This window comes from Perlucidibaca piscinae DSM 21586, assembly GCF_000420045.1.
In the GTDB taxonomy this organism is placed as follows: domain Bacteria; phylum Pseudomonadota; class Gammaproteobacteria; order Pseudomonadales; family Moraxellaceae; genus Perlucidibaca; species Perlucidibaca piscinae.
Map to the genome: position 1 here is coordinate 95646 of NZ_ATUE01000007.1, position 20362 is coordinate 116007.

The window sequence follows — 20362 nt, forward strand, 5'->3', positions numbered from 1 at the left end:
CGGCAATCATGAGGCAGGCAGAGGAGGTGCTGCGTCGCGTCTGGGGCTACGACGTCTTCCGGGGGCGTCAGGCCGAGGTGGTGGCCACCATCGCCTCCGGTCAGGATGCGCTGGTGCTGATGCCCACCGGCGGCGGCAAGTCGCTGTGCTACCAGGTGCCGGCACTGATGCGGCCGGGTACCGCCATCGTCATCTCGCCGCTGATCTCCCTGATGCAGGACCAGGTCGCCACGCTGCTGCAGCTGGGCGTGCGTGCCGCCTACCTGAGCAGCAGCCTGGACGCGCACGAGGCGCGTGCCATCGAGTCGCAGCTGCTCGACGGACGTCTCGACCTGCTCTACATGGCTCCGGAGCGTCTGGTCACCGCGCGCACGCTGGATCTGCTGCAGCGCGTGCCGATATCCCTGTTCGCCATCGACGAGGCGCACTGCGTCTCGCAATGGGGGCACGACTTCCGCGCCGACTACCTCGGCCTTGCCGTGCTGGCCGAGCAGTTCCCGCAGGTGCCGCGTCTGGCCCTGACTGCGACTGCCGACCTGCGCACCCGGGCGGACATCATCCGGCTGCTCCGTCTTGAGTCGGCCCCGGTGTTTCTCAGCAGCTTCGATCGCCCCAACCTGTTCTACCGCATCCTGCCGCGCCTGAATGCCATGGAGCAGCTCACCGACTTCATACGTCGCGAGCATCCCGGCGATGCCGGCGTGGTCTACTGCCTGTCACGGGCCAAGGTCGAGAAAGTCGCGGCTGCCTTGCAGGCCCAGGGTTTTCCGGCCTTGCCCTACCATGCCGGTTTGCCGGCCCAGGTACGCGAGGCCAACCAGACCCGCTTCCTGCGTGAAGAGGGCATCATTGTCGTCGCCACCATCGCGTTCGGCATGGGCATCGACAAGCCCAACGTGCGCTTTGTCGCCCACCTCGACCTGCCCAAGAGTCTGGAGGCCTATTACCAGGAAACCGGACGTGCCGGCCGCGATGGCCTGCCTTCGACGGTCTGTCTGTTCTACGGTCTGCAGGATGTCATCAAGCACCAGCAGATGCTGATGCAGTCCGAGGGCAGCGAGGAGCACAAGCGGCACGAGCGCCGACGCATCGACGCGATGCTGCAGCTTTGCGAGACCACCGACTGCCGGCGCCAGCTGCTGCTGCGCTATTTCGACGAGCACCTGCCGCAGCCCTGCGGCTACTGCGACACCTGCAGCGAGCCGGTCGCCACCTGGGACGCCACCGAGCCGTCGCGGCTGGCGCTGTCGGCGGTGTATCGCACCGGGCAGCGCTATGGCGTCGAGTACGTGGTCGAGGTGCTGACCGGCAAGCGCTCGGAGCGGGTCGCGGCCAATCAGCATGACCAGCTGCCGCTGTTCGGTCAGGGCCAGTCACTGGCCCTGAAGAGCTGGCGCAGCGTGTTCCGGCAGCTGCTCGCCAAAGGGCTGCTGCAGGTCGATGGCGACGGCTTCGGTACCTTGCGTCTGGATCCCTCCTGCCGCAGCCTGCTCAAGGGCGAGGTGAGTCTGACCCTGCGGCAGGATCGCGACACGCTCACGGCCCAGCGCCAGGCACGTGGCCGCAGCAAGGCGGCAGTCGCTGTCGACAGTGCCGACCAGCCGCTGTGGCTGGCGCTGCGCGCCTGCCGCAGAGCGCTGGCCGAGGCGCAGGGGGTGCCGCCCTACGTCATCTTCCACGACAGCACGCTGCTGGCCATGGTCGAGCACATGCCGCTCAGCCTGCAGGAGATGCGCCAGATCGGCGGCATCGGCGACAGCAAGCTGTCGCGCTACGGCGAGGCGTTCCTGGCGGTCATTCGCGAGCATGTGGACGCGCTGGCCTGAGCCATGAGCATTCCCTACGACCTGGTGCGCAGTGCCCGCAAGACCCTGGCCATCCAGATTCGCCAGGACGGTCTGGTGCAGGTCAGGGCGCCGTTGCGGTTGCCGCAGCGCGACATCGACGCGTTTCTGCACGAGCGTCAGGACTGGATTCGCCGGCATCTGGAGGCCATTGCGTCGCGTCGTCCCGAGCCGGCTCCGCCAGCCTGGGGCGAGGGCCGTGGCTGGTGGCATCTCGGGCAGGCCCTGAGCGTGCGCGAAGCCGGGCCAGGCGAGGCGCCGGGTGGCCTGGCAGCCTCTGAGCGGTCTGCAGAGACAGGTCGTGGCAGGTCTCGCTCCCTGCTGTGGCTGGATGCCGAGGCGCAGGCCATGGTGGTGGCACCGTCGCTCTGGCGCCAGCCGGAGCGATTGCTGAAAGCGCTGCAGCGCTGGCAGGGTGAGCAGGCCGCGCATGAGCTGCCGCGCCGCCTGCACAGCCAGTGCCTGCGCCTGGGGCCGGACTGGCAGCCAGCGGGCCTGACGCTGCGCAGCATGCGCTCACGTTGGGGCAGCTGTTCGCGGTCGGGCAGGATCACGCTCAACACCCAGCTGCTGTCAGTACCCGAGCACTGCATCGACTACGTCATCTGCCACGAGTTGTGCCACTTGCGCGAGTTCAACCACAGTCCTGCCTTCAAGCAATGGCAGGACCGTGTCTATCCAGGCTGGAAGGCCTGTCAGCAGGAGATGAAGGTCTGGGCGGAGCGGCTGCGCGCTCAGCTGCGGTAAGCCAGCTCCAGCCACTTCTTGACGCGGTTGGCGTCACCGATGCGGGTGTACTTGCCGAAGGAGTCCAGCAGCACGATCACCGTGGGCGTGTTGTTGATGTTGGCCATCATCACCAGGCAACGGCCGGCTTCATTGATGAAACCGGTCTTGGACACGCCGATGTCCCATTCCGGCTTCTTCACCAGGCTGTTGGTGTTGCGGTACTGCAGCAGCTGACCGCCTTTGCCGTGCACCTGGTATTCGGGCATGGTCGAGAAGGCGCGGATGTCCGGGTAGCGGTAGGCGGCTTGCACCATCTTCACCAGATCGGCCGGTGTCGACTGGTTGTCACCATTCAGGCCGCTGCCGTCCCGGAAGCGTGAGTCGTGCATGCCGAGCTGGCGTGCCTTGCGGTTCATGGCCGTGATGGCAGCCTGCAGCCCGCCCGGGTAGGTGCGGGCGAGTGCCGAGGCCGCGCGGTTCTCGGACGCCATCAGGGCCAGCAGCAGCATGTCGGCACGGGTGAGGGTGGTGCCCACGCTCAGACGCGAGGTGGTGTTGCGCAGGTGATCGACATCCTCGTTGGTGATGGTGATCGGATCATTCAGGTCGGCACCCGAGTCGAGCACCACCATCGCGGTCATCAGCTTGGTGATCGAGGCAATCGGCATGTGCTGATGCATGTTCTTGCCGTACAGCGTTTCACCGGTGCGGGCATTGGCGATCAGGGCGGCACGCGACTCGATGGCGAGCGGCATGGCCAGGCTGTTGCGGATGTCGGCCGGCTTGCGACGACGCTGCTCGGCGGCGATTTCGGCAGCACTGAGCTGGACCGGCTTCTGGGCGGCGGGCGTCTGGGCCTGGGCGGGCGTGGAAACCAGCCAGGCGGAGATGGCGGAAAGCAGGAAGGCCAGCAGGAAGTGCGCTGGGGCACGGAAACGCGTCGTCATGTGTGTAATTCCGTCAGGTCAAGGATATCCGCGGCGCAGATGAAGGGAGTTGAAAACCCATACGGCGCGGCTTGATCGGGAGGCTCCGGCGTGCAGCAGGAAGGTGGCAGAGGCTGGATGCATCATCCCAGCTTTTTGTAGCATAATCCCTTCAGCCTTTACAGTCTGTTGCCACGTTTTTGCGAGTCCGATTGTGTCCATACGTGTCGCCATTGTTGATGACCACAACCTGATCCGGCTCAGTCTGTCGCGCATGCTGGCAGACGTCCCCGGCATCCAGGTCGTGGCCACCGGTTGCAGCGGGGAAGAGGCCCTGCAGCTGGTGCGCGAGCAGCAGCCGCACGTCCTGCTCATGGACCTGAACATGCCGGGCATGGGTGGCATGGAGGCCAGCCTGCGCCTGATCAGGCAGTGGCCGGAGCTGCGCATCGTCATCCTGTCGGTCACCGAGGACGGCCCCCTGCCCAGCCGGCTGCTGCAGGCCGGCGTGGCCGGCTACCTGACCAAGGGCGCCGAGCTCGATGACCTGGTGCTGGCGATACGTCGTGCCGCCAGCGGGCAGCGCTACATCAGTCCGGCACTGGCCCAGCAGCTGGTGTTGCAGCAGCATGCTCCGGACCCGGACGTGAATCCGTTCCGGCAGCTTTCCGAGCGCGAGATGCAGGTGCTGCTCAGCCTCATCGCCGGCAAGCGCATCCAGGACATCGCCGACCAGCTTTTCCTCAGCCCCAAGACCGTCAGCACCTACCGCTCCCGTCTGCTGCAGAAGCTGGGTGTCGACAACGACATCGCGTTGACCCGGCTGGCCATGCAGCACGGCGTGATGACCTGAAGCCGATGGCGGATGCGGACGAGTCCCGGCTGCAGCGCATCCGGGACAGGCTGAGAACCCTGCCCGGCAGCCCCGGCGTCTACCGCATGCTGGCCGAGGATGGCAGCGTGCTTTACGTGGGCAAGGCCCGCGGTCTCAAGCAGCGGGTGTCGTCGTATTTCCTCAAGCAGGTCGACAGCCCCAAGACGCGTGCCCTGGTGGCGCGCATCCATGACATCGAGATCACCCTCACCGGTTCGGAAACCGAGGCCCTGCTGCTCGAGCAGACCCTGATCAAGGCGCTCAAGCCGCCCTACAACATCCTGCTGCGTGACGACAAAAGCTACCCCTACGTGTTCCTGTCAGAAGGCGAGGCCTGGCCACGGCTCGGTTTCCACCGCGGGCCGCGCAGCCAGCCCGGTCGCTACTTCGGACCCTTCCCCGGCTCCGGGGCGGTGCGCGAAAGTCTGCATCTGCTGCAGAAGCTGTTCATGGTGCGCCAGTGCGACGACAACACCTTCCGCAACCGTCAGCGCCCCTGCCTGCAGTACCAGATCAAGCGCTGCCGCGCGCCCTGTGTCGGTTACGTGTCCGCCGAGGACTACCGGCGCGATGTCGACAACACCCGTCTGTTTCTCGAGGGCCGCAACGAGGAGGTCACTGACAACCTCATTGCGCGCATGAACATGGCTGCCGAGAGCCTGGACTTCGAGACCGCGGCGGTCTGCCGGGATCAGCTCGCTGCCCTGCGGCGTGTCCAGGAGCAGCAGTTCGTGCATCGTGACATCGGCTCGGCGGACGTGTTCGGCGTGGCCGCCCAGCCCGGTGGCGTGTCCCTGCAGGTGCTGTACGTGCGTGACGGCCGTGTCCTCGGCACCCGCGGCTGGGCGCCGCCGGTGTTCGGCGAGACCGCCGTGGCCGACATCCTCGGCGAGTTTCTGCCGTCGTATTACCTGCAGGCCGAATCCGGCCGCGATCTGCCGCGCGAGATCATCCTGCCGGTGGAGCTGGCCGATGCCGAGGTGCTTGCCGCCGCGCTGCGTCAGCACTACGGGCGTGAGGTCGAGATCAAGTCACGTGTGCGTGACGTGCGCGCGGCCTGGCTGGAGATGGCGCAACGCAACGCGGAGGCGGCGCTGGGCGCCAGCCTGGCGGACCGCAGCCAGATTGCCCGGCGCTACGCCGAGCTGCAGTCGGTGCTGGGTCGGGACGATCCCGTCACGCGCATGGAGTGCTTCGACATCAGCCATACCCAGGGCGAGGCCACGGTGGCGTCCTGCGTGGTGTTCGATGGCCAGGGGCCGCGCAAGAGCGACTACCGGCGCTTCAACATCGAGGGCATCACGCCCGGTGATGACTACGCCGCCATGCACCAGGCACTGACGCGGCGCTACAGTCGTCTGGTCCAGGGCGAGGGCAGTCTGCCTGACATCCTGTTCATCGACGGCGGCAAGGGCCAGCTGGCACAGGCGGTGCGCGTGCTCGACGAACTGGCGGTCAGTGGCGTGCAGCTGATCGGCATCGCCAAGGGGGAGGGCCGCAAGCCCGGTCTCGAGACCCTGCACTTCCCCGACGGCGAAGCGCTGGAGCTGGGCGCTGACTCGCCGGCCCTGCATCTCATCCAGCACATCCGTGACGAGGCCCACCGCTTCGCCATCACCGGCCATCGCGAACGCCGGCAGAAGGCGCGCACGCAGTCCTCGCTGGAAAGCATTCCAGGCGTGGGGCCGGCGCGCAGGCGCGCGCTGATCCAGCACTTCGGCGGCCTGCAGGAGGTGCGTCGTGCCAGTGCCCGTGATCTGGCCACGGTGCCAGGCATCAGTCCGGCGCTGGCGCAGGTCATCCACGCCGCCTTGCACAGTCACTAGGCTTGCGGGCATAGTCGCTGCAGCAGCCGATCAGGAGAAGGTGTTGGCCACCCGTTCACTCTGGAACATCCCGAACATACTCACCGTGTCGCGAGTCGCCCTGATTCCCGTGATGCTGGTGCTGGCCTACACGGACTTCGCGTGGCGTCACGAGACCGTGGCGTTCATCTTCGCCTTGGCCGCGATCACCGACTGGTTTGATGGCTATCTGGCGCGCAGCCTCAACCAGGGTTCCGCCTTCGGACGCTTCCTCGACCCGGTGGCGGACAAGCTCATGGTGGCGGCAGCGCTGATCCTGCTGGTGGAGTGGCATGCCAACGTCTGGATCGTGATTCCGGCCATTGTCATCATTTCCCGCGAGATCACCATTTCGGCCTTGCGCGAGTGGATGGCCGAACTCGGCAAGCGCGCCCAGGTTGCGGTCAGCAGCATCGGCAAGTGGAAGACGGCGGCACAGATGGTGTCCATCACGGTGCTGCTGCTTGATGATGCGCGTCTCAATCTGCTGGGCTGGGGTCTGATGTACCTGGCCGTGGTGCTGACGCTGTGGTCCATGTGCATCTATCTCTCCGCCGCCTGGCCTGAATTGCGCGAGGCTGACTGAGGCTGCGTTTTTTTTCGGCAGTCGGCGAGACTGCTGCCAGCCGCGTATTGACAGAAAAATCCCTGCCACTAGAATGCCGGCCTGTCCTGATGCATTGCATGCCTCGGTGATGATGCGGGAATAGCTCAGTTGGTAGAGCACGACCTTGCCAAGGTCGGGGTCGCGAGTTCGAGTCTCGTTTCCCGCTCCAGATTCCGGAACCCCTGAACGGCTCGCCGCTCAGGGGTTTTTCGTTTCTGGCGGCGACGGCATTTGCTATTCTCGCGGCCAGAACAGTTGTCCAGGTGATGTATGACGGTCACGGTATCCCGCTCCGCGAGTGCGCGTTCACCCATCGGCGTCTTCGACTCCGGCATTGGCGGTCTCACCGTGGTGCGTGCGCTCATGGAGCGGCTGCCGTTCGAGGACATCATCTACTTCGGTGACACCGCGCGCGTGCCCTATGGCGTGAAGTCGGTCGACACCATCCAGAGCTTCACCACCCAGATCGCCGACTTCCTGATGGCGCGCGACGTCAAGCTGCTCATCATCGCCTGCAACACCATGGCGGCGGTGGCTGGCGAGGCCGTGCGTCAGCGTGCCAACGTGCCGGTGCTGGATGTCATCGACGCCGGTGCCCGTGCCGCTGTCGACATCAGTCGCAAGGGCATCGGCGTCATCGGCACGCCGACCACCATCAACTCCAATGCCTATGCGCGCAGCATCCATGCCCTGAGTCCGGGCGTGCACGTGCATTCCCAGGCCTGCCCGTTGTTCGTGCCCCTGGTCGAGGAGGGCTGGCTGGATCATGAAGTCACCCGCCTGACCGCGCGTGAATACCTGAAGCCGGTGTTCGTCGAGCAGATTGATGCGCTGGTTCTGGGCTGCACGCACTATCCGCTGCTCAAGCCGCTGCTGCAGGACGTTGCCGGCCCCGGCATCAAGCTGGTGGACTCGGCCATCACCATCGCCGAACAGACCGCGCAGGTGCTGGCCGAGATGGGTCTGCACAACCCGCAGCGTGGCGAGCCCCGCTACGACTATGTGGTGACGGACATTCCGCTGCGCTTCCAGACCATCGGCAGCCGTTTCCTCGGGCGCGAGTTCAAGCACGTCGAGCAGGTGCGCTGGTAGCACGTGAACCATCAGTCGGTTTTTGTGATACCGGCTCCCGCTGATTTCTGACTACACTGGTTGTCTGCTTTTGCATCCGACAGGAGACGGAAACCATGGAGTCGCGTGAAGCGATGCTGGCGTCAGTGTGCGCCACACGCTGGGATGTGGTGGTCATCGGCGGTGGCATCACGGGTGCCGGCGTGGCCCGCGAGGCGGTGCGACGGGGTCTCAGGACATTGCTCATCGACCAGGCCGACTACAGCTGGGGCACTTCCAGCCGTTCCTCCAAGATGGTTCATGGCGGCATCCGCTACCTGTCGCAAGGCGACATCATGCTGACCTGGCACTCGCTCAGCGAGCGCGAGCGCCTGCTGCGCGAGGCGCCCGGTCTGGTCAGTCGCATGGGCTACCATTTCGCGCATTTCCGGCGGCGCTTCCCGGGGCGCTGGCTGTTCCAGATCCTGCTCACGGTCTATGACCTGCTGGCGCGGGTCCGCGATTACCGCTATTTCCGCAGTGACAGTTTTCTGGCCCGCTTTCCCGGTCATGTCGCCACCGATCTGACGGGCGCCTCGCGGTACACCGATGCCGTGGTGGACGACTCCCGTCTGGTGCTGCGTGTGCTGGACGAGGCCGATGCCGACGGCCTGGTGCGCATCAATTACGTGCAGGCGGTCGAGGTTCTGCGCGACGGCCAGCGCGTTGCCGGCGTGCGCCTGCGTGACGTGGCTGACGCCATGACGGCACTGCCCGGCGCCGATGGCCGGCACCCCTTGTCGGAGCAGGGCGGGGCGCTGCACGAGGTGTCCGCTGCCTGCGTCATCAATGCCACGGGGGCCTGGGCCGACCGTCTGCGCGGTCAGCTGGTCAGCGAGGTGCGGGTACGTCCGCTGCGCGGCAGCCATCTGGTGTTCGCCGCCGAGCGTTTGCCGGTGACGGAGGCGCTGCTCTGCCACCATCCGGTCGATCAGCGCGTGATGTTCATCTACCCCTGGGAAGGACGCACCATTGTCGGTACCACCGACCTGGATCATCGCGACGATCTCAATGTCGAGGCGGTCCTGGACCAGCACGAGGTCGACTACCTGCTGGCAGGTGCCAATGCCCGTTTTCCGCAGGCCAGGGTCAGCGCCGAGGATGTCATTGCCACCTGGTCCGGCGTGCGCCCCATTATTGCCGCAGGCGATGGCAGCGATCCGTCGAAGGAACGCCGCAGCCACGCCGTCTGGGACAATGACGGCCTGATCACGGTGACCGGCGGCAAGCTCACCACCTTCCGCCTGATTGCGCTGGATGCGCTCAAGGCCGCCGCTCGCCACCTGGGACGTGATATCCGTGACGATGGTGGCCTGGTGTTTGCGCCGGTACCTGAGCCGGTCTGGCCTGCCCGGATCGCCCTGGCCGACCGCGAGCGGCTGAGCGGACGTTACGGGCGTCTGCTGGCAGACTTCCTGGCACAAATGCCGCCTGCCGAGTGGCGGCCCGTGCATCCCGGTCTCGGCACCTGGCTGGCGGAGCTGCGCTGGGCCTGTCGTCACGAGCAGGTGGTGCATCTTGACGACCTTCTGCTGCGCCGGGTACGACTGGGTCTGCTGCTGCCGGAGGGCGGTCTGGACACGATTGCCGAACTCGATGCCATACTTGCCGAGGAGCTGGGCTGGGACAGTGAAAGAATCGCTGACGAGCGTGCACGTTTCCGCACGCTCTGGCGTCGTAACTACGGATTGCCATCCTGAAAATGGCTGCAAGGAGAATGCAATGAGTCGGTGGGTGTGGCGTACGGCGGTTGCCGGGATGTCTGCTGCGGTGCTGGTGGCCTGTGTCAACACGACCCAGACCGGGGCAGTGGGGGTCAATCGTTCGCAGCTGCTGCTGCTGTCATCGGCACAGGTCGATGCCATGGCCGTGCAGTCCTATCGCGAGGAGCTGACCCAGGCGCGCAGCAAGAACCGGCTCAACACCGACAAGGCCAACCTGGAGCGCATCCGCAAGATCGCCGATCGCCTGATTCCCGGCGTTGCCGCGTTCCGCAACGATGCCCTGGGCTGGCAGTGGGAGGTCAACCTGGAGACGCGCGAGGAGCTCAATGCCTATTGCGCGCCAGGCGGCAAGATCATGTTCTTCACCGGCATCATCACCAAGCTCAAGCTCACTGATGACGAGATCGCCGCCATCATGGGGCACGAGATGGCGCACGCCCTGCGCGAGCATGGCCGCGAGCGCATGTCGCATGCCTATGCCCAGAGCGCAGGCATCAACCTGATCGGAGCCGTCACCGGCATGTCGCAGGGTACCGGCCAGCTGCTGCAGACGGCGGCCCAGGTCGGGCTCAGCCTGCCGCACAGCCGTGGCCAGGAAACCGAGGCGGATGTGCTGGGGCTCGAACTGCTGGCGCGTGCCGGCTACAACCCGAATGCGGCGGTGACGCTGTGGCAGAAGATGGCTGCCGCCACCGGTGGCAGCTCCGGATCCTTCCTGAGCACGCACCCGGGCAGCGGTCAGCGCATCCAGAGCCTGCAGGCCGCCATTCCGCGCGTCATGCCACTCTATGAGCAGGCCCGGCGCCAGGGCGTGCGCGCTCCGGCCGTGGTGCCTCGCACCTGAGCACACCACCCGGGCACAGCATCTGGCGGCGTGGCATGGCCGTCAGAGCCAGCCCAGGGCCTGACTCGGGATATCCGTGATCAGGCCGTCGACACCCATGGCGTCCAGCTCCCGGGCGCGGCCGGCGTCGTTCACGGTCCAGGTTGACACGATCAGGCCGGCATCATGCGCCGCCTGCACCAGCGCCGGCTGGCAGCGTGACTGGTGCGGCCCCAGCGAGGAGCAGCCCAGCGCCTGCGCGACCTGCAACGCATCGCCGTGGAAGTCGGCCTCGAACAGGAAGCCGCGCGCGATGTCCGGTGCGGCCTCGCGCATGCCCTGCAGATAGCGCGGGTTGAACGAGGTGGTGCGTGCGCGGCCGGCGAGCCGGAAGCGCTGCCAGAGTTCGGGAAGTCGCGCGATGACCACGGACTCCTCTTCCGGTGTCTGTGACTTCACCTCCAGTTCCAGATGCTCGAAATCGTCGAGCAGTGCCAGCACGTCCTCGAGTCGCGGCACGCCGTCACTGTCTGGCCAGGACGGGAAGGGCTTGTGGCAGGCGTCCAGTGCCGTCATGGCATCGGCCGTCCGGTCGCGAACCGGACCGTGGCCGCTGGTGGTGCGCTCGAGTCGCGGGTCGTGAATCACCACCAGCTCGTTGTCGGCGCTGACCTGGATGTCGAACTCGACGGCGCGCAGGCCGAGCTGGCGCAGGTGACGGAAGCCGCTCAGGGTGTTTTCCGGGGCCTCGCCACGGGCGCCACGGTGGCCGATGAGTCGCATGACATGCTCCTTGCTGAGTGGTTGGTGGTGATGCCTGCCGCTGCGGCGTCAACCGTGGCCCGGTTCAGGCGTGTCGGGTGTGACGCCATCTGGCAGCTATGGTCTAATCGCCGGCACTATGTATACACCACTCTCCGTTTTCATAGGCCTGCGCTACACACGGGCCAGGCGCCGCGAGCGCTTCATCTCCTTCATGTCGCTGAGCTCGATGATCGGCCTCATGCTCGGTGTTGCCGTGCTCATTACCGTGTTGTCGGTGATGAACGGCTTTGACCGCGAACTGCGCCAGCGCATTCTCGGCATGGTGCCGCACGCCACGCTGACGGCCACCGAGCCGGTCGCCAACTGGCAGAGCCTAGTGCGCGAGGTCGAGTCGGTGGCCGGCGTGGCGGCGGCGGCACCGATGACCCAGGTCCAGGGCATGCTGACTGCCAATGGCCAGGTCAGCGGAGCCATGGTCACCGGCATCGAGCCGGCGCGCGAGAAGCGCGTTTCCATCCTGCCGGACTACATGGAAAGCGGCACCATGGACAGCCTGCGTGATGGCGAGTTCGGCATCGTGCTGGGACGCCAGCTGGCGTCGACGCTGGGCGTCGGCATCGGCGATGCCGTGACCCTGGTGCTGCCGGAGGCCTCCCTGAGTGCCGCCGGCGTGATTCCCCGCTTCAAGCGCTTCACCGTCACCGGCATCTTCAAGGTCGGTGCCGAGGTCGACGGCATGCTGGCCTATGTGCATTACGCGGATGCCGGGCGTCTGCTGCGCATCGGTGATCGCGTGCAGGGCGTGCGCATCAAGGTCAATGACCTGTTCCAGGCACGTGCCGTCAACGAGCAGGTGCTGAGCCGCCTGCCGCCGATGTTCTACGGCTCCGACTGGAGCTTCACCCAGGGCAATCTGTTCAACGCCATCAAGATGGAAAAGGCCATGATGGCCCTGCTGCTGCTGCTGATTGTCGCAGTGGCGGCATTCAACATCGTGTCCAGCCTGGTCATGGTGGTCAATGACAAGAAGTCCGACATCGCCATCCTGCGCACGCTGGGTGCCACGCCGGGCATGATCCAGCGCATTTTCCTGGTGCAGGGCACGGCGGTCGGCTTCGGCGGCACGGTTGCCGGCGTGGCCCTCGGCGTGCTGCTGTCGCTGACGGTCAGTGATCTCGCCAGTTTCTACGAGCGGCTCTCCGGCGTGGCCCTGTTCGATGCCTATTTCGTCAACTACCTGCCGTCGCATCTGAAAGGGAGTGATGTGCTCTGGGTCAGTTGCACGGCCTTCGGCCTGAGCTTCCTGGCCACCCTGTATCCGGCCCGCCAAGCCGGTCGCATCCAGCCTGCGGAGGCCCTGCGTCATGAGTGAGCCGGTACTGGTGGTGCAGGATGTGCATCAGGCCTTCAGCGAGGGACCGCTCAGCGTGCAGGTGCTCAACGGCGTGTCACTGAGCATTGCCAGGGGCGAGCGGGTCGCCATCGTGGGGCGTTCGGGCTCCGGCAAGACCACGCTGATGCACCTGATGGGCGGACTGGAGCGGCCCACGCGTGGCAGCATCCTGCTCATGGGCGAGAACTTCAGCGCGGCGGACGAGAAGCTGCGCAGCCGTCTGCGCAATCGCCATCTGGGCTTCGTCTATCAGCTGCATCACCTGTTGCCGGAGTTCACGGCGCGCGAGAACGTGGCGTTGCCGGCGATTCTCGGCGGGCTGGCGGTGGCGCAGGCGCAGCGTGCGGCAGACGAGCTGCTGGACCGTGTCGGCCTGGCTGCGCGGCGCCTGCACAAGCCCTCCGAACTGTCCGGTGGCGAACGTCAGCGCGTGGCGCTGGCGCGGGCCCTGGTGACGCGCCCGGCCGTGGTGCTGGCGGACGAGCCCACCGGCAACCTCGATCGCGAGACGGCTGATGCCGTGCACGACCTGATTGTCGAGCTCAACGAGTCGCTGGCCACCAGCTTTGTCATCGTGACGCATGAAGAGCGCCTGGCAGCCCTGGCGCATCGCCGCCTGGTCATGGATGCCGGGCGGCTGCTCAGCGACTGAGCGACTGCCGCTGCCGGCACCGCTGCTGCCAGGCGCGTACCACATGCCAGCGCCAGTAGCTGCGCATGGCCACATAGCCGGCGAGACCCAGTCCCAGCCCGGTGACCAGGCTGCCCAGGACGAACGTGCCGAGGTAGGCACGCAACGGTGTTCCAGCCTCCAGTCCCTGACCCGAGCCTACCCCGGGCAGACTGTTGCTGATCTGGTCGATGACATTGCCCAGGGCCTCCATGCCGAGGCCGGGCGTGCCGGTGAACCAGGTGCCAACGGTATAGGCCAGGTACATGCAGGGCAGCCAGGTCAGCGGGTTGGTCAGCCAGACCAGCACCATGGTCAGCGGCAGATTGACCCGGAATGCCACCACGCCGACGGCTGCCGGCACCATCTGCATGGGCATGGGCAGGAAGGCGCAGAACAGTCCCCAGAATACCGCACCCGATGCGGAGCGCCGGTTAAGGTGCCAGATACCCGGATCACGCAGGCGGCTGCCGAGAAAGCCCAGTGACGGCGAAGCGAGGATCTTGTCCGGATCCGGCAGGTAGCGGCGCAGCAGGGCTTTGGGCATGGTTCAGGCGAACAGGCTGGATGACGGGCGCTAGTCTACACTGACCTCGGGCCATCGCTGAATGGCACGCCGGGGCACCCGACATGATCGAGAAATGGCTATTCGGCTGGGTGCTTGGCGTGATGTCCCTGCTGGTCTGGCATGAGCTGCCGGGCCCCTGGCTGTGGCTGTCGATCGGGGTGGTCGCGGCGGCGCTGGCCTGCTGCCGTGGTCTGTCCTGGCGGCTGGCGCTGGCCCTGCCTCTGGCAGCCTTTGCCCTGTCCGGAGCCTATGCCACCCAGGTGGCGGGGCGTCAGCTGGCGGACTGGCTGCCGGCGCACTGCGAGCCGGGCAGCTGGCAGGTGCGCGTGCGTCTGGCCGGCCTGCCCGAGCCCTTGGCGCAGGCCGGCTGGCGCATTGCTGCAGAGCCCCTGGCGCCGGGCCCGTGCTGGCAGGCAGGCACACGCTGGATGCTGAACTGGCGTGATGCACCCGCGCTGCGTCCGGGCGAGGTCTGGCTGCTGCAGCTGCGCTTGCGGCGACCACGCGGGCTGGTCAATCCCGGCGCTTTCGACAGTGAGCGCTGGTGGCATCAGAACGGCGTGACGGCGACCGGGCAGATTCGCGCAGGGCAGCGAGAGCAGCTCGCGCCAGTCTCGCTGGACGGCCTTCGCCTTGCTGTCCGCGAGCGCCTGCTGGCGGCGTTTCCGGAGCAGCCGGATGCGGCAGGCACGGTGCTTGCCTTGCTCACCGGAGACAGAGCGGGCATGTCCGATGCGGCCTGGGAGCGCTATGCGCGCACCGGGGTCACGCATCTGGTGGCGATTTCCGGCGTGCACATCACCATGGTGGCATGGCTGGTCGGCCGTATCGCCGCCGCGGGCTGGGCGCGCAGCCGCCGGCTGGTGAACTGGCAGCCGGTACCCCGTGTGGCAGGTCTGGCCGGATTGCTCGCCGCATTCGCCTATGGTGTCCTCGCGGGGCTCGAGCTTCCGGCGCAACGTACCTTGCTGATGCTGGGCATCATCACCTGGATGCGCTGGTGGCCGGGGGAGTGGAGTGGCTGGCAGATGCTTCTGACGGCGCTGGCCGTGGTGCTTGCCTGCGATCCGCTGGGTGTTCATGCCGTGGGGCTGTGGCTGTCCTTTGCGGCCGTGGCCCTGCTCATGCTGGGCGGCATGGCGCCGGGCGAGGAGGCGGGCTGGCGTGCCGCGCTGCGGGCGCAGTGGCTGGCAACCTGGGGCCTGCTGCCGCTGTCGCTGGTGGTGTTCGCGCGCATCTCCTGGGTCAGTCTGCCGGTCAACCTGCTGGCCATTCCCTGGGTGACCTTCGCGGTGGTCCCGACCGCCATGCTCGGTCTGCTGCTGCATGCCCTGTGGCCGGAAGCCGGGCTGGCACTGTGGGCGCTGTCGGTGCAGCTGACGGTCTGGCTGGATGCCTTCCTGCAGCAGGTTGCCGACTGGCCACTTGCCGCGTCGCGCTGGAGCCTGCCCGGGCTGTCCGGTTTCTGGCTGCTGCTGGCGGTGGCATGTGCCTTGCTGCCCCGGCGCCTGCCCGGCAGGCTGCTGGCACTGGTGTTCATGCTGCCGGTGGTCTTTGCCCGCCCGGCCCTGCGCGAGGGCGAGCTGCAGATGACGGTGCTGGATGTCGGCCAGGGCCTTGCCATTCACCTGCAGACGCGCAGCCACCATGCCCTGCTGGACACCGGGCCGCCGCAGGGGACGCGTGCCGATGCCGGCAGCCGTGTCATCGTGCCCTATCTGGCCTGGGCCGGTGTTGCCAGCCTGCACCGGCTGATCCTCAGCCATGACGATTCCGATCACAGTGGCGGCGCGCGTTCCGTGCTGACGGCATTGCCGGTGGCTGCCTGGCTGGGCCCGTGGCCGCAGGCGGTGCAGGATGCCGGTCTGGCGCCACCCGGGCAACGGCTGGACTGTGTCGCCGGCCAGTACTGGCTCTGGGACGGTGTGCGTTTCGAGGTGCTGTGGCCGTTGCCGAACAGCCCCATGGCATCGGACAACGACAACTCCTGCGTGCTGCGCATCACGGTGGCAGGGCAGGTGCTGCTGCTGCCCGGAGATCTGGAGGCGGCGGGTGAGCGAGGTCTGCTGGCTGCCATGCCCGGCGAGAAGCTGAAGGCGGATCTGCTGGTGCTGGGTCATCACGGCAGCAGGACGTCGACCACGCCGGCGTTTCTTGCTGCCATCCGTCCGCGCGAGGTCGTGGCGACCCTGGGCTACCGCAACCGCTATCGGCACCCGGCGCCGGTGGTGATGGCGCGCCTGCGACAGGCCGGCATTCCAGGCTGGCGCAGCGATGCCAGTGGTGCCTTGCGCTACCGTTTCGGTGCGGCGGAGTCATGGCCCGATGCGCGACCGCAGGTCTGGCGTGTCGATGAAGGTGGCTACTGGCGGAGAAACGGACCGGACAGCGGATCGGCGCTTGGCGCACTGACGGCCTTTCCCGTAGAGTAGCAGGCCTGATCTGAGGGAGATGTCTCCGTGTGGGAACTGGTGAAATCCGGCGGTTTGCTGATGCTGCCGCTGATCGTCGCGTCGGTGCTGGCGCTGGCCATCATTCTGGAGCGATCCTGGACGCTGCGGCGCACGCGGGTGGCACCTCCTGACCTGCTGGCCAATGTCTGGACCCAGGTCGAGGCCGGCAAGCTTGACCAGGCCGCCCTGCAGTCGGTGCATGACTCCTCGCCGCTGGGCGTGCTGCTGTCTGCCGGCATTGCCAATGCCCATCATGGTCGCGCCATCATGAAGGAGGCCATCGAGGATGCCTCCAGCGGTGTCGTGCATGAACTCGAACGCTACCTGACGCTGCTCGGCACGCTGGCACTGATTGCGCCGCTGCTGGGTCTGCTGGGCACGGTGGTCGGCATCATCGACGCCTTCCTGGTCGCCAGCTCCGGTGGTCTCGGCGATCCGACGGCGCTCGCCGCCGGCATTTCCAAGGCGCTGGTGACCACGGCTGGCGGCATCTTCGTGGCGATTCCGGCAATGATCATGCATCGCTACTACCAGCGTCACATTGCCAGCCTGATGGTGGCCATGGAACAGCAGGCCGTGCGTCTGGTCGACATGATGCATGGCGATCGCGAGGTCGACCTGACCGGAGTCGCGGAGTGAAGCTGCGCCGTCCGGTCGAGGACAGCCTCGAGCTCAACCTGACGCCGCTCATCGACTGTCTGCTGTTCCTGATCATCTTCTTCATGCTCACGACCAGCTTCACCAAGACCGGCAAGCTGCAGATCCAGCTGCCCCAGGCGGACAGCCAGGCCCCCGTGGTCAAGGCCAGACCGCTGGAAGTGTCCGTGAATGGCAGCGGCCAGTTCGCGGTCAATGGCAAGGCCCTGGCAACCTCCGCCCCGGCAGATCTGCGCGCCGCCATCGAGGCTGCTGCCGGCACGCAGCGTGACATGCCGTTCGTGATCACTGCCGATGGCAACGCACCCCATCAGGCCGTGGTCACGGTGATGGATCTCGCCGGCCAGCTCGGCTTCCGCAACCTAGGCATCGGTACCCGCAGCGCGGCGACCGCCAAGCCCTGACCCAGGACTCATGATGACCGCATCTCCGCTGACCAGCTGGCAGGCCTACAAGCGGCTGCTGGGCTATACCCGGCGCTACTGGAAACTGTTCCTGCTGGCCGTGGTCGGCTTCCTGATCAATGCCCAGACCGAGTGGGCTGCGGCGCAGCTGCTCAAGTACATCATCGAGGCCATCCAGGAAAAGGATCAGAGCGCCAAGAACCTGTTCCCGGTACTGATCGTGGTGCTGTTCTTCTTTCGCGGCGTCGGTTCGTTCATGGGCACCTACTTCATGTCCATGGTCGCACGTCATGTCGTCTATGCGTTGCGCATGGACCTCTTTGACAAGCTGTTGGTGCTGCCAGCGAGCTACTACCACAGCAACAGCCCGGGACACATTGCCGCCAAGCTGATCTACAACGTCGAGCAGGTCACCGCCGCCGCCACCGAGGCACTCAAGACCATCATCCGCGAGGGCACCATCGCCATCGGCCTGTTCGCCTACCTGTTCTGGACCAACTGGAAGCTGTCCCTGTCGCTGCTGCTGGTCGGCCCGTTTGCTGCCTTGCTGGTGCGCACGGCGAGCAAGCGCTTCCGCAAGCTGGCCAAGCGCATGCAACGGACCATGGGGGATGTGAACCACATCGCCAGCGAGACCATCAGCGGCTTCCAGGTGGTCAAGACCTACGGCGGCGAGGCCTACGAGCGCAACCGCTTTGACCAGGCCTCGCTGAAAAACCTCAAGAACGGCATGAAGATGGTGGTCACCGGCGCCATCAACACCCCGCTGGTGCAGCTGCTGATGGCGGTGGCCATGGCCGTGGTGGTGTGGGTGGCCCTGCAGCCCGGCATTTCCGGCGAGACATCGCCAGGCGAGTTTGTCGCCTACATCACCGCCGCCGGCCTGCTTGCCAAGCCCATCAAGTCGCTGACCGAGGTCAACGAGAAGCTACAGCGCGGCATCGCCGCCGCCCAGTCGGTATTCGAGGTGCTGGATCTCGACAACGAGCGCGATACCGGTCAGCGCCACATCGGTCGCCTGCAGGGCGACATCGAGTTCCGCCAGGTCTCGTTCGGCTATGACGCCGCGCAGCCGGTGCTGAAGGATTTCTCGCTGACGGTCCCGGCCGGCAAGACCGTGGCCATCGTCGGTCGCTCTGGCTCCGGCAAGACCACGCTGGTCAACCTGCTGCCGCGCTTCCATGACGCCCAGCAGGGCGAGATCCTCATCGACGGGCACCGCATTGACGAGTACCCGCTGACCGAGCTGCGCAAGCAGATCGCGGCAGTCGGCCAGAAGGTCGTGCTGTTCGATGACACCGTGGCCAACAACATTGCCTACGGAGCCTTCAATCATCTTCCGCGCGAGACCGTGGTCGAGGCCGCCAAGGCGGCGTATGCCGACGACTTCATTCGGGCGCTGCCGGAGGGTTACGACACCCGCGTCGGCCAGGACGGCATGCTGCTTTCCGGCGGTCAGCGTCAGCGTCTGGCGATCGCCCGTGCCTTGATCAAGGATGCTCCCATCCTGATTCTCGACGAGGCCACCAGCGCCCTCGACAACGAGTCCGAATACTTCATCCAGGCCGCGCTTGAGCGGGTCATGGTCGGGCGCACCACGCTGGTGATTGCCCATCGCCTGTCCACCATCGAGAACGCCGACTGGATCGTGGTCATGGACAGCGGTCGCATCATCGAGCAGGGCACCCACGCCGAGCTGCTGGCGCAGGCGGGTGCCTATGCCCAGCTGCACAGCCGCAAGTTTGCCGAGGACGAGCCGTCCGAGACGGAGACCGCCTGATCGTGTGGCATCAACGCTGGCATGACGGGCATCCGCTGTTCGCCCTGCTGCTGCCGCTGTCACTGCTGTTCGGGCTGATCACGGCACTGCGTCGCCAGCTCTACCGTGCCGGCCTGCTGCGTGGCTGGCGGGCACCGGTGCCGGTCATCGTGATCGGCAACATCACCGTCGGCGGCACCGGCAAGACGCCGGTCACCCTGGCCGTGGTCGAGCAGCTGCGCCAGGCTGGCTGGCGGCCGGCCATTGTCAGCCGCGGTTATGGCGGTGATGCCGATTATCCCTGTCGTGTTCTGCCGGATTCGCCAGCCGCCGAGGTCGGCGACGAGCCGCTGCTGCTGGCGCGTCGCAGCGGCGTGCCCGTGGTGGTTGACCCGCTGCGCGCCCGCGCGGTGCGTCATGTGCTGGCAGAGACCGACAGCAACGTCATCGTCTGCGATGACGGCCTGCAGCATTACGCGCTGGCGCGTGATGTCGAGATCGTGGTGATCGATGGCCAGCGCGGTCTGGGTTCCGGCTGGCTGCTGCCTGCCGGTCCGCTGCGCGAAGGCATGTCACGGCTGGCCTCGGCGGATGCGGTCGTGATCAACGGGACCTGGTCGCGGCCCGAACCGGTACCCGCACATGCGCATGTCATGTCGCTGCTGCCCGGCTCCTGGCAGCCGCTTGCCGCCGACACGCCGCAACAGCCGCCGCAGCCCCCGGCAACCGTGCATGCCATGGCCGGCATTGGCCATCCGCCTCGCTTCTTCGCGCAGCTGCGCCAGGCCGGCTTCACGGTCATCGAGCACCCGTTTCCGGATCATCATGCCTACACCGTGGACGAGCTGCATTTCACGCCACCGGCTCCGCTGGTGATGACCGAGAAGGATGCCGTCAAGTGTCGCGGGCTGGCGCCCGCCGATAGCTGGATGGTGCCGGTTCAGGCTATGCTGCCGCCACTGTTCTGGCAGACGCTGATGACACGTCTGGCCGCCTGGAGACCTCCCCATGCTTGACAAGAAGCTGCTGGCCATTCTGGCCTGCCCCCTGTGCAAGGGTCCGCTGCACTATGACGCCGCTGCCTCCGAGCTGATCTGCCGTGCCGATGCGCTGGCCTTTCCGGTGCGTGACGGTCTGCCGGTGATGCTGGAGGGCGAGGCCCGCCGGTTGTCGCTGGATGAAAGCCTGCCGGCCAGTCGCGGCCGCTGAACG

19 protein-coding genes and 1 tRNA gene are annotated in these 20362 nt (G+C 66.5%); 17 read left to right on the forward strand and 3 right to left on the reverse strand.

Translation table 11 applies throughout. The features are described from left to right. The first annotated feature begins 5 nt into the window (after positions 1 to 5). Positions 6 to 1826: a DNA helicase RecQ gene (gene recQ, locus F595_RS0107910; protein WP_084682918.1), complete on the forward strand. Its 1821-nt coding sequence runs from the start codon at positions 6 to 8 to the stop codon at positions 1824 to 1826. Between the two features lie 3 nt (positions 1827 to 1829). After that, positions 1830 to 2591 carry a M48 family metallopeptidase gene (locus F595_RS14230; protein ID WP_022956333.1) on the forward strand — a complete coding sequence of 254 codons (762 nt, stop codon included), beginning with the start codon at positions 1830 to 1832 and terminating at the stop codon, positions 2589 to 2591. On the opposite strand, the gene F595_RS0107920 is transcribed toward F595_RS14230, so the two are convergent. Beyond that, on the reverse strand, positions 2579 to 3520 hold the full coding sequence (locus tag F595_RS0107920) for a serine hydrolase (RefSeq protein WP_022956334.1): 942 nt from the start codon (positions 3518 to 3520) through the stop codon (positions 2579 to 2581). The genes F595_RS14230 and F595_RS0107920 overlap by 13 nt on opposite strands. Positions 3521 to 3713: 193 nt before the next feature. On the opposite strand from F595_RS0107920, the gene F595_RS0107925 reads away from it, so the two are divergent. The 7 genes from F595_RS0107925 (at position 3714) to F595_RS13400 (ending at position 10502) form a co-directional block, all read left to right on the forward strand. Beyond that, entirely contained in the window at positions 3714 to 4352 is a 639-nt protein-coding gene (locus F595_RS0107925; RefSeq protein ID WP_022956335.1) for a response regulator, read from the forward strand. A 5-nt stretch (positions 4353 to 4357) separates the two neighbouring features. After that, positions 4358 to 6199, forward strand: a complete 1842-nt coding sequence (gene uvrC / locus F595_RS0107930) for an excinuclease ABC subunit UvrC (RefSeq protein ID WP_022956336.1) — start codon at positions 4358 to 4360, stop codon at positions 6197 to 6199. A gap of 43 nt (positions 6200 to 6242) precedes the next feature. Next, positions 6243 to 6803: a CDP-diacylglycerol--glycerol-3-phosphate 3-phosphatidyltransferase gene (gene pgsA, locus F595_RS0107935; RefSeq protein WP_022956337.1), complete on the forward strand. Its 561-nt coding sequence runs from the start codon at positions 6243 to 6245 to the stop codon at positions 6801 to 6803. Between the two features lie 114 nt (positions 6804 to 6917). Continuing rightward, positions 6918 to 6993, forward strand: a tRNA-Gly gene (locus F595_RS0107940). 101 nt (positions 6994 to 7094) lie between these two features. Then, positions 7095 to 7916 carry a glutamate racemase gene (gene murI, locus F595_RS0107945; RefSeq protein ID WP_022956338.1) on the forward strand — a complete coding sequence of 274 codons (822 nt, stop codon included), beginning with the start codon at positions 7095 to 7097 and terminating at the stop codon, positions 7914 to 7916. A 95-nt stretch (positions 7917 to 8011) separates the two neighbouring features. Then, on the forward strand, positions 8012 to 9634 hold the full coding sequence (locus tag F595_RS0107950; RefSeq protein ID WP_022956339.1) for a glycerol-3-phosphate dehydrogenase/oxidase: 1623 nt from the start codon (positions 8012 to 8014) through the stop codon (positions 9632 to 9634). 22 nt (positions 9635 to 9656) lie between these two features. After that, on the forward strand, positions 9657 to 10502 hold the full coding sequence (locus tag F595_RS13400) for a M48 family metallopeptidase (RefSeq protein ID WP_022956340.1): 846 nt from the start codon (positions 9657 to 9659) through the stop codon (positions 10500 to 10502). A 42-nt stretch (positions 10503 to 10544) separates the two neighbouring features. Here the strand turns inward: F595_RS13400 and F595_RS0107960 are convergent, their stop codons facing one another. Then, positions 10545 to 11264 carry a glycerophosphodiester phosphodiesterase gene (locus F595_RS0107960; protein ID WP_022956341.1) on the reverse strand — a complete coding sequence of 240 codons (720 nt, stop codon included), beginning with the start codon at positions 11262 to 11264 and terminating at the stop codon, positions 10545 to 10547. Positions 11265 to 11382: 118 nt separating this feature from the next. Here F595_RS0107960 and F595_RS0107965 point away from each other — a divergent pair, with 118 nt between their 5' ends. Beyond that, positions 11383 to 12618, forward strand: a complete 1236-nt coding sequence (locus F595_RS0107965; RefSeq protein WP_040568403.1) for a lipoprotein-releasing ABC transporter permease subunit — start codon at positions 11383 to 11385, stop codon at positions 12616 to 12618. Beyond that, complete coding sequence (locus F595_RS0107970) at positions 12611 to 13291, forward strand: ABC transporter ATP-binding protein (protein ID WP_022956343.1); 681 nt, start codon at positions 12611 to 12613, stop codon at positions 13289 to 13291. The genes F595_RS0107965 and F595_RS0107970 overlap by 8 nt, the downstream gene beginning before the upstream one ends. Here F595_RS0107970 and F595_RS0107975 read toward each other — a convergent pair. Continuing rightward, positions 13281 to 13856, reverse strand: coding sequence for a DUF2062 domain-containing protein (locus F595_RS0107975; protein ID WP_022956344.1), 576 nt, complete (start codon positions 13854 to 13856; stop codon positions 13281 to 13283). The two genes, F595_RS0107970 and F595_RS0107975, sit on opposite strands and share 11 nt — an antisense overlap. Before the next feature lie 83 nt (positions 13857 to 13939). Between F595_RS0107975 and F595_RS13405 the strand changes: the two genes are divergently transcribed. The 6 genes from F595_RS13405 to F595_RS0108005 are packed head-to-tail and all read left to right on the forward strand — an operon-like array spanning position 13940 to position 20359. Then, the gene (locus F595_RS13405) at positions 13940 to 16309 is read left to right on the forward strand and encodes a DNA internalization-related competence protein ComEC/Rec2 (protein ID WP_022956345.1); all 2370 of its coding nucleotides are present in this window, start codon (positions 13940 to 13942) and stop codon (positions 16307 to 16309) included. Between the two features lie 27 nt (positions 16310 to 16336). Further along, the gene (locus F595_RS0107985; RefSeq protein WP_022956346.1) at positions 16337 to 16969 is read left to right on the forward strand and encodes a MotA/TolQ/ExbB proton channel family protein; all 633 of its coding nucleotides are present in this window, start codon (positions 16337 to 16339) and stop codon (positions 16967 to 16969) included. After that, positions 16966 to 17391: an ExbD/TolR family protein gene (locus F595_RS0107990; RefSeq protein ID WP_022956347.1), complete on the forward strand. Its 426-nt coding sequence runs from the start codon at positions 16966 to 16968 to the stop codon at positions 17389 to 17391. The genes F595_RS0107985 and F595_RS0107990 overlap by 4 nt, the downstream gene beginning before the upstream one ends. A 10-nt stretch (positions 17392 to 17401) precedes the next feature. After that, on the forward strand, positions 17402 to 19171 hold the full coding sequence (msbA, locus tag F595_RS0107995) for a lipid A export permease/ATP-binding protein MsbA (protein ID WP_022956348.1): 1770 nt from the start codon (positions 17402 to 17404) through the stop codon (positions 19169 to 19171). Continuing rightward, positions 19168 to 20166 (forward strand): tetraacyldisaccharide 4'-kinase, encoded by a 999-nt coding sequence (lpxK, locus tag F595_RS0108000; protein ID WP_211213160.1) that lies wholly within the window; start codon positions 19168 to 19170, stop codon positions 20164 to 20166. The genes msbA and lpxK overlap by 4 nt, the downstream gene beginning before the upstream one ends. Then, positions 20159 to 20359, forward strand: a complete 201-nt coding sequence (locus tag F595_RS0108005; protein ID WP_022956350.1) for a Trm112 family protein — start codon at positions 20159 to 20161, stop codon at positions 20357 to 20359. Before lpxK ends, F595_RS0108005 begins: the two co-directional genes overlap by 8 nt. The last annotated feature ends 3 nt before the right edge of the window (positions 20360 to 20362 follow it).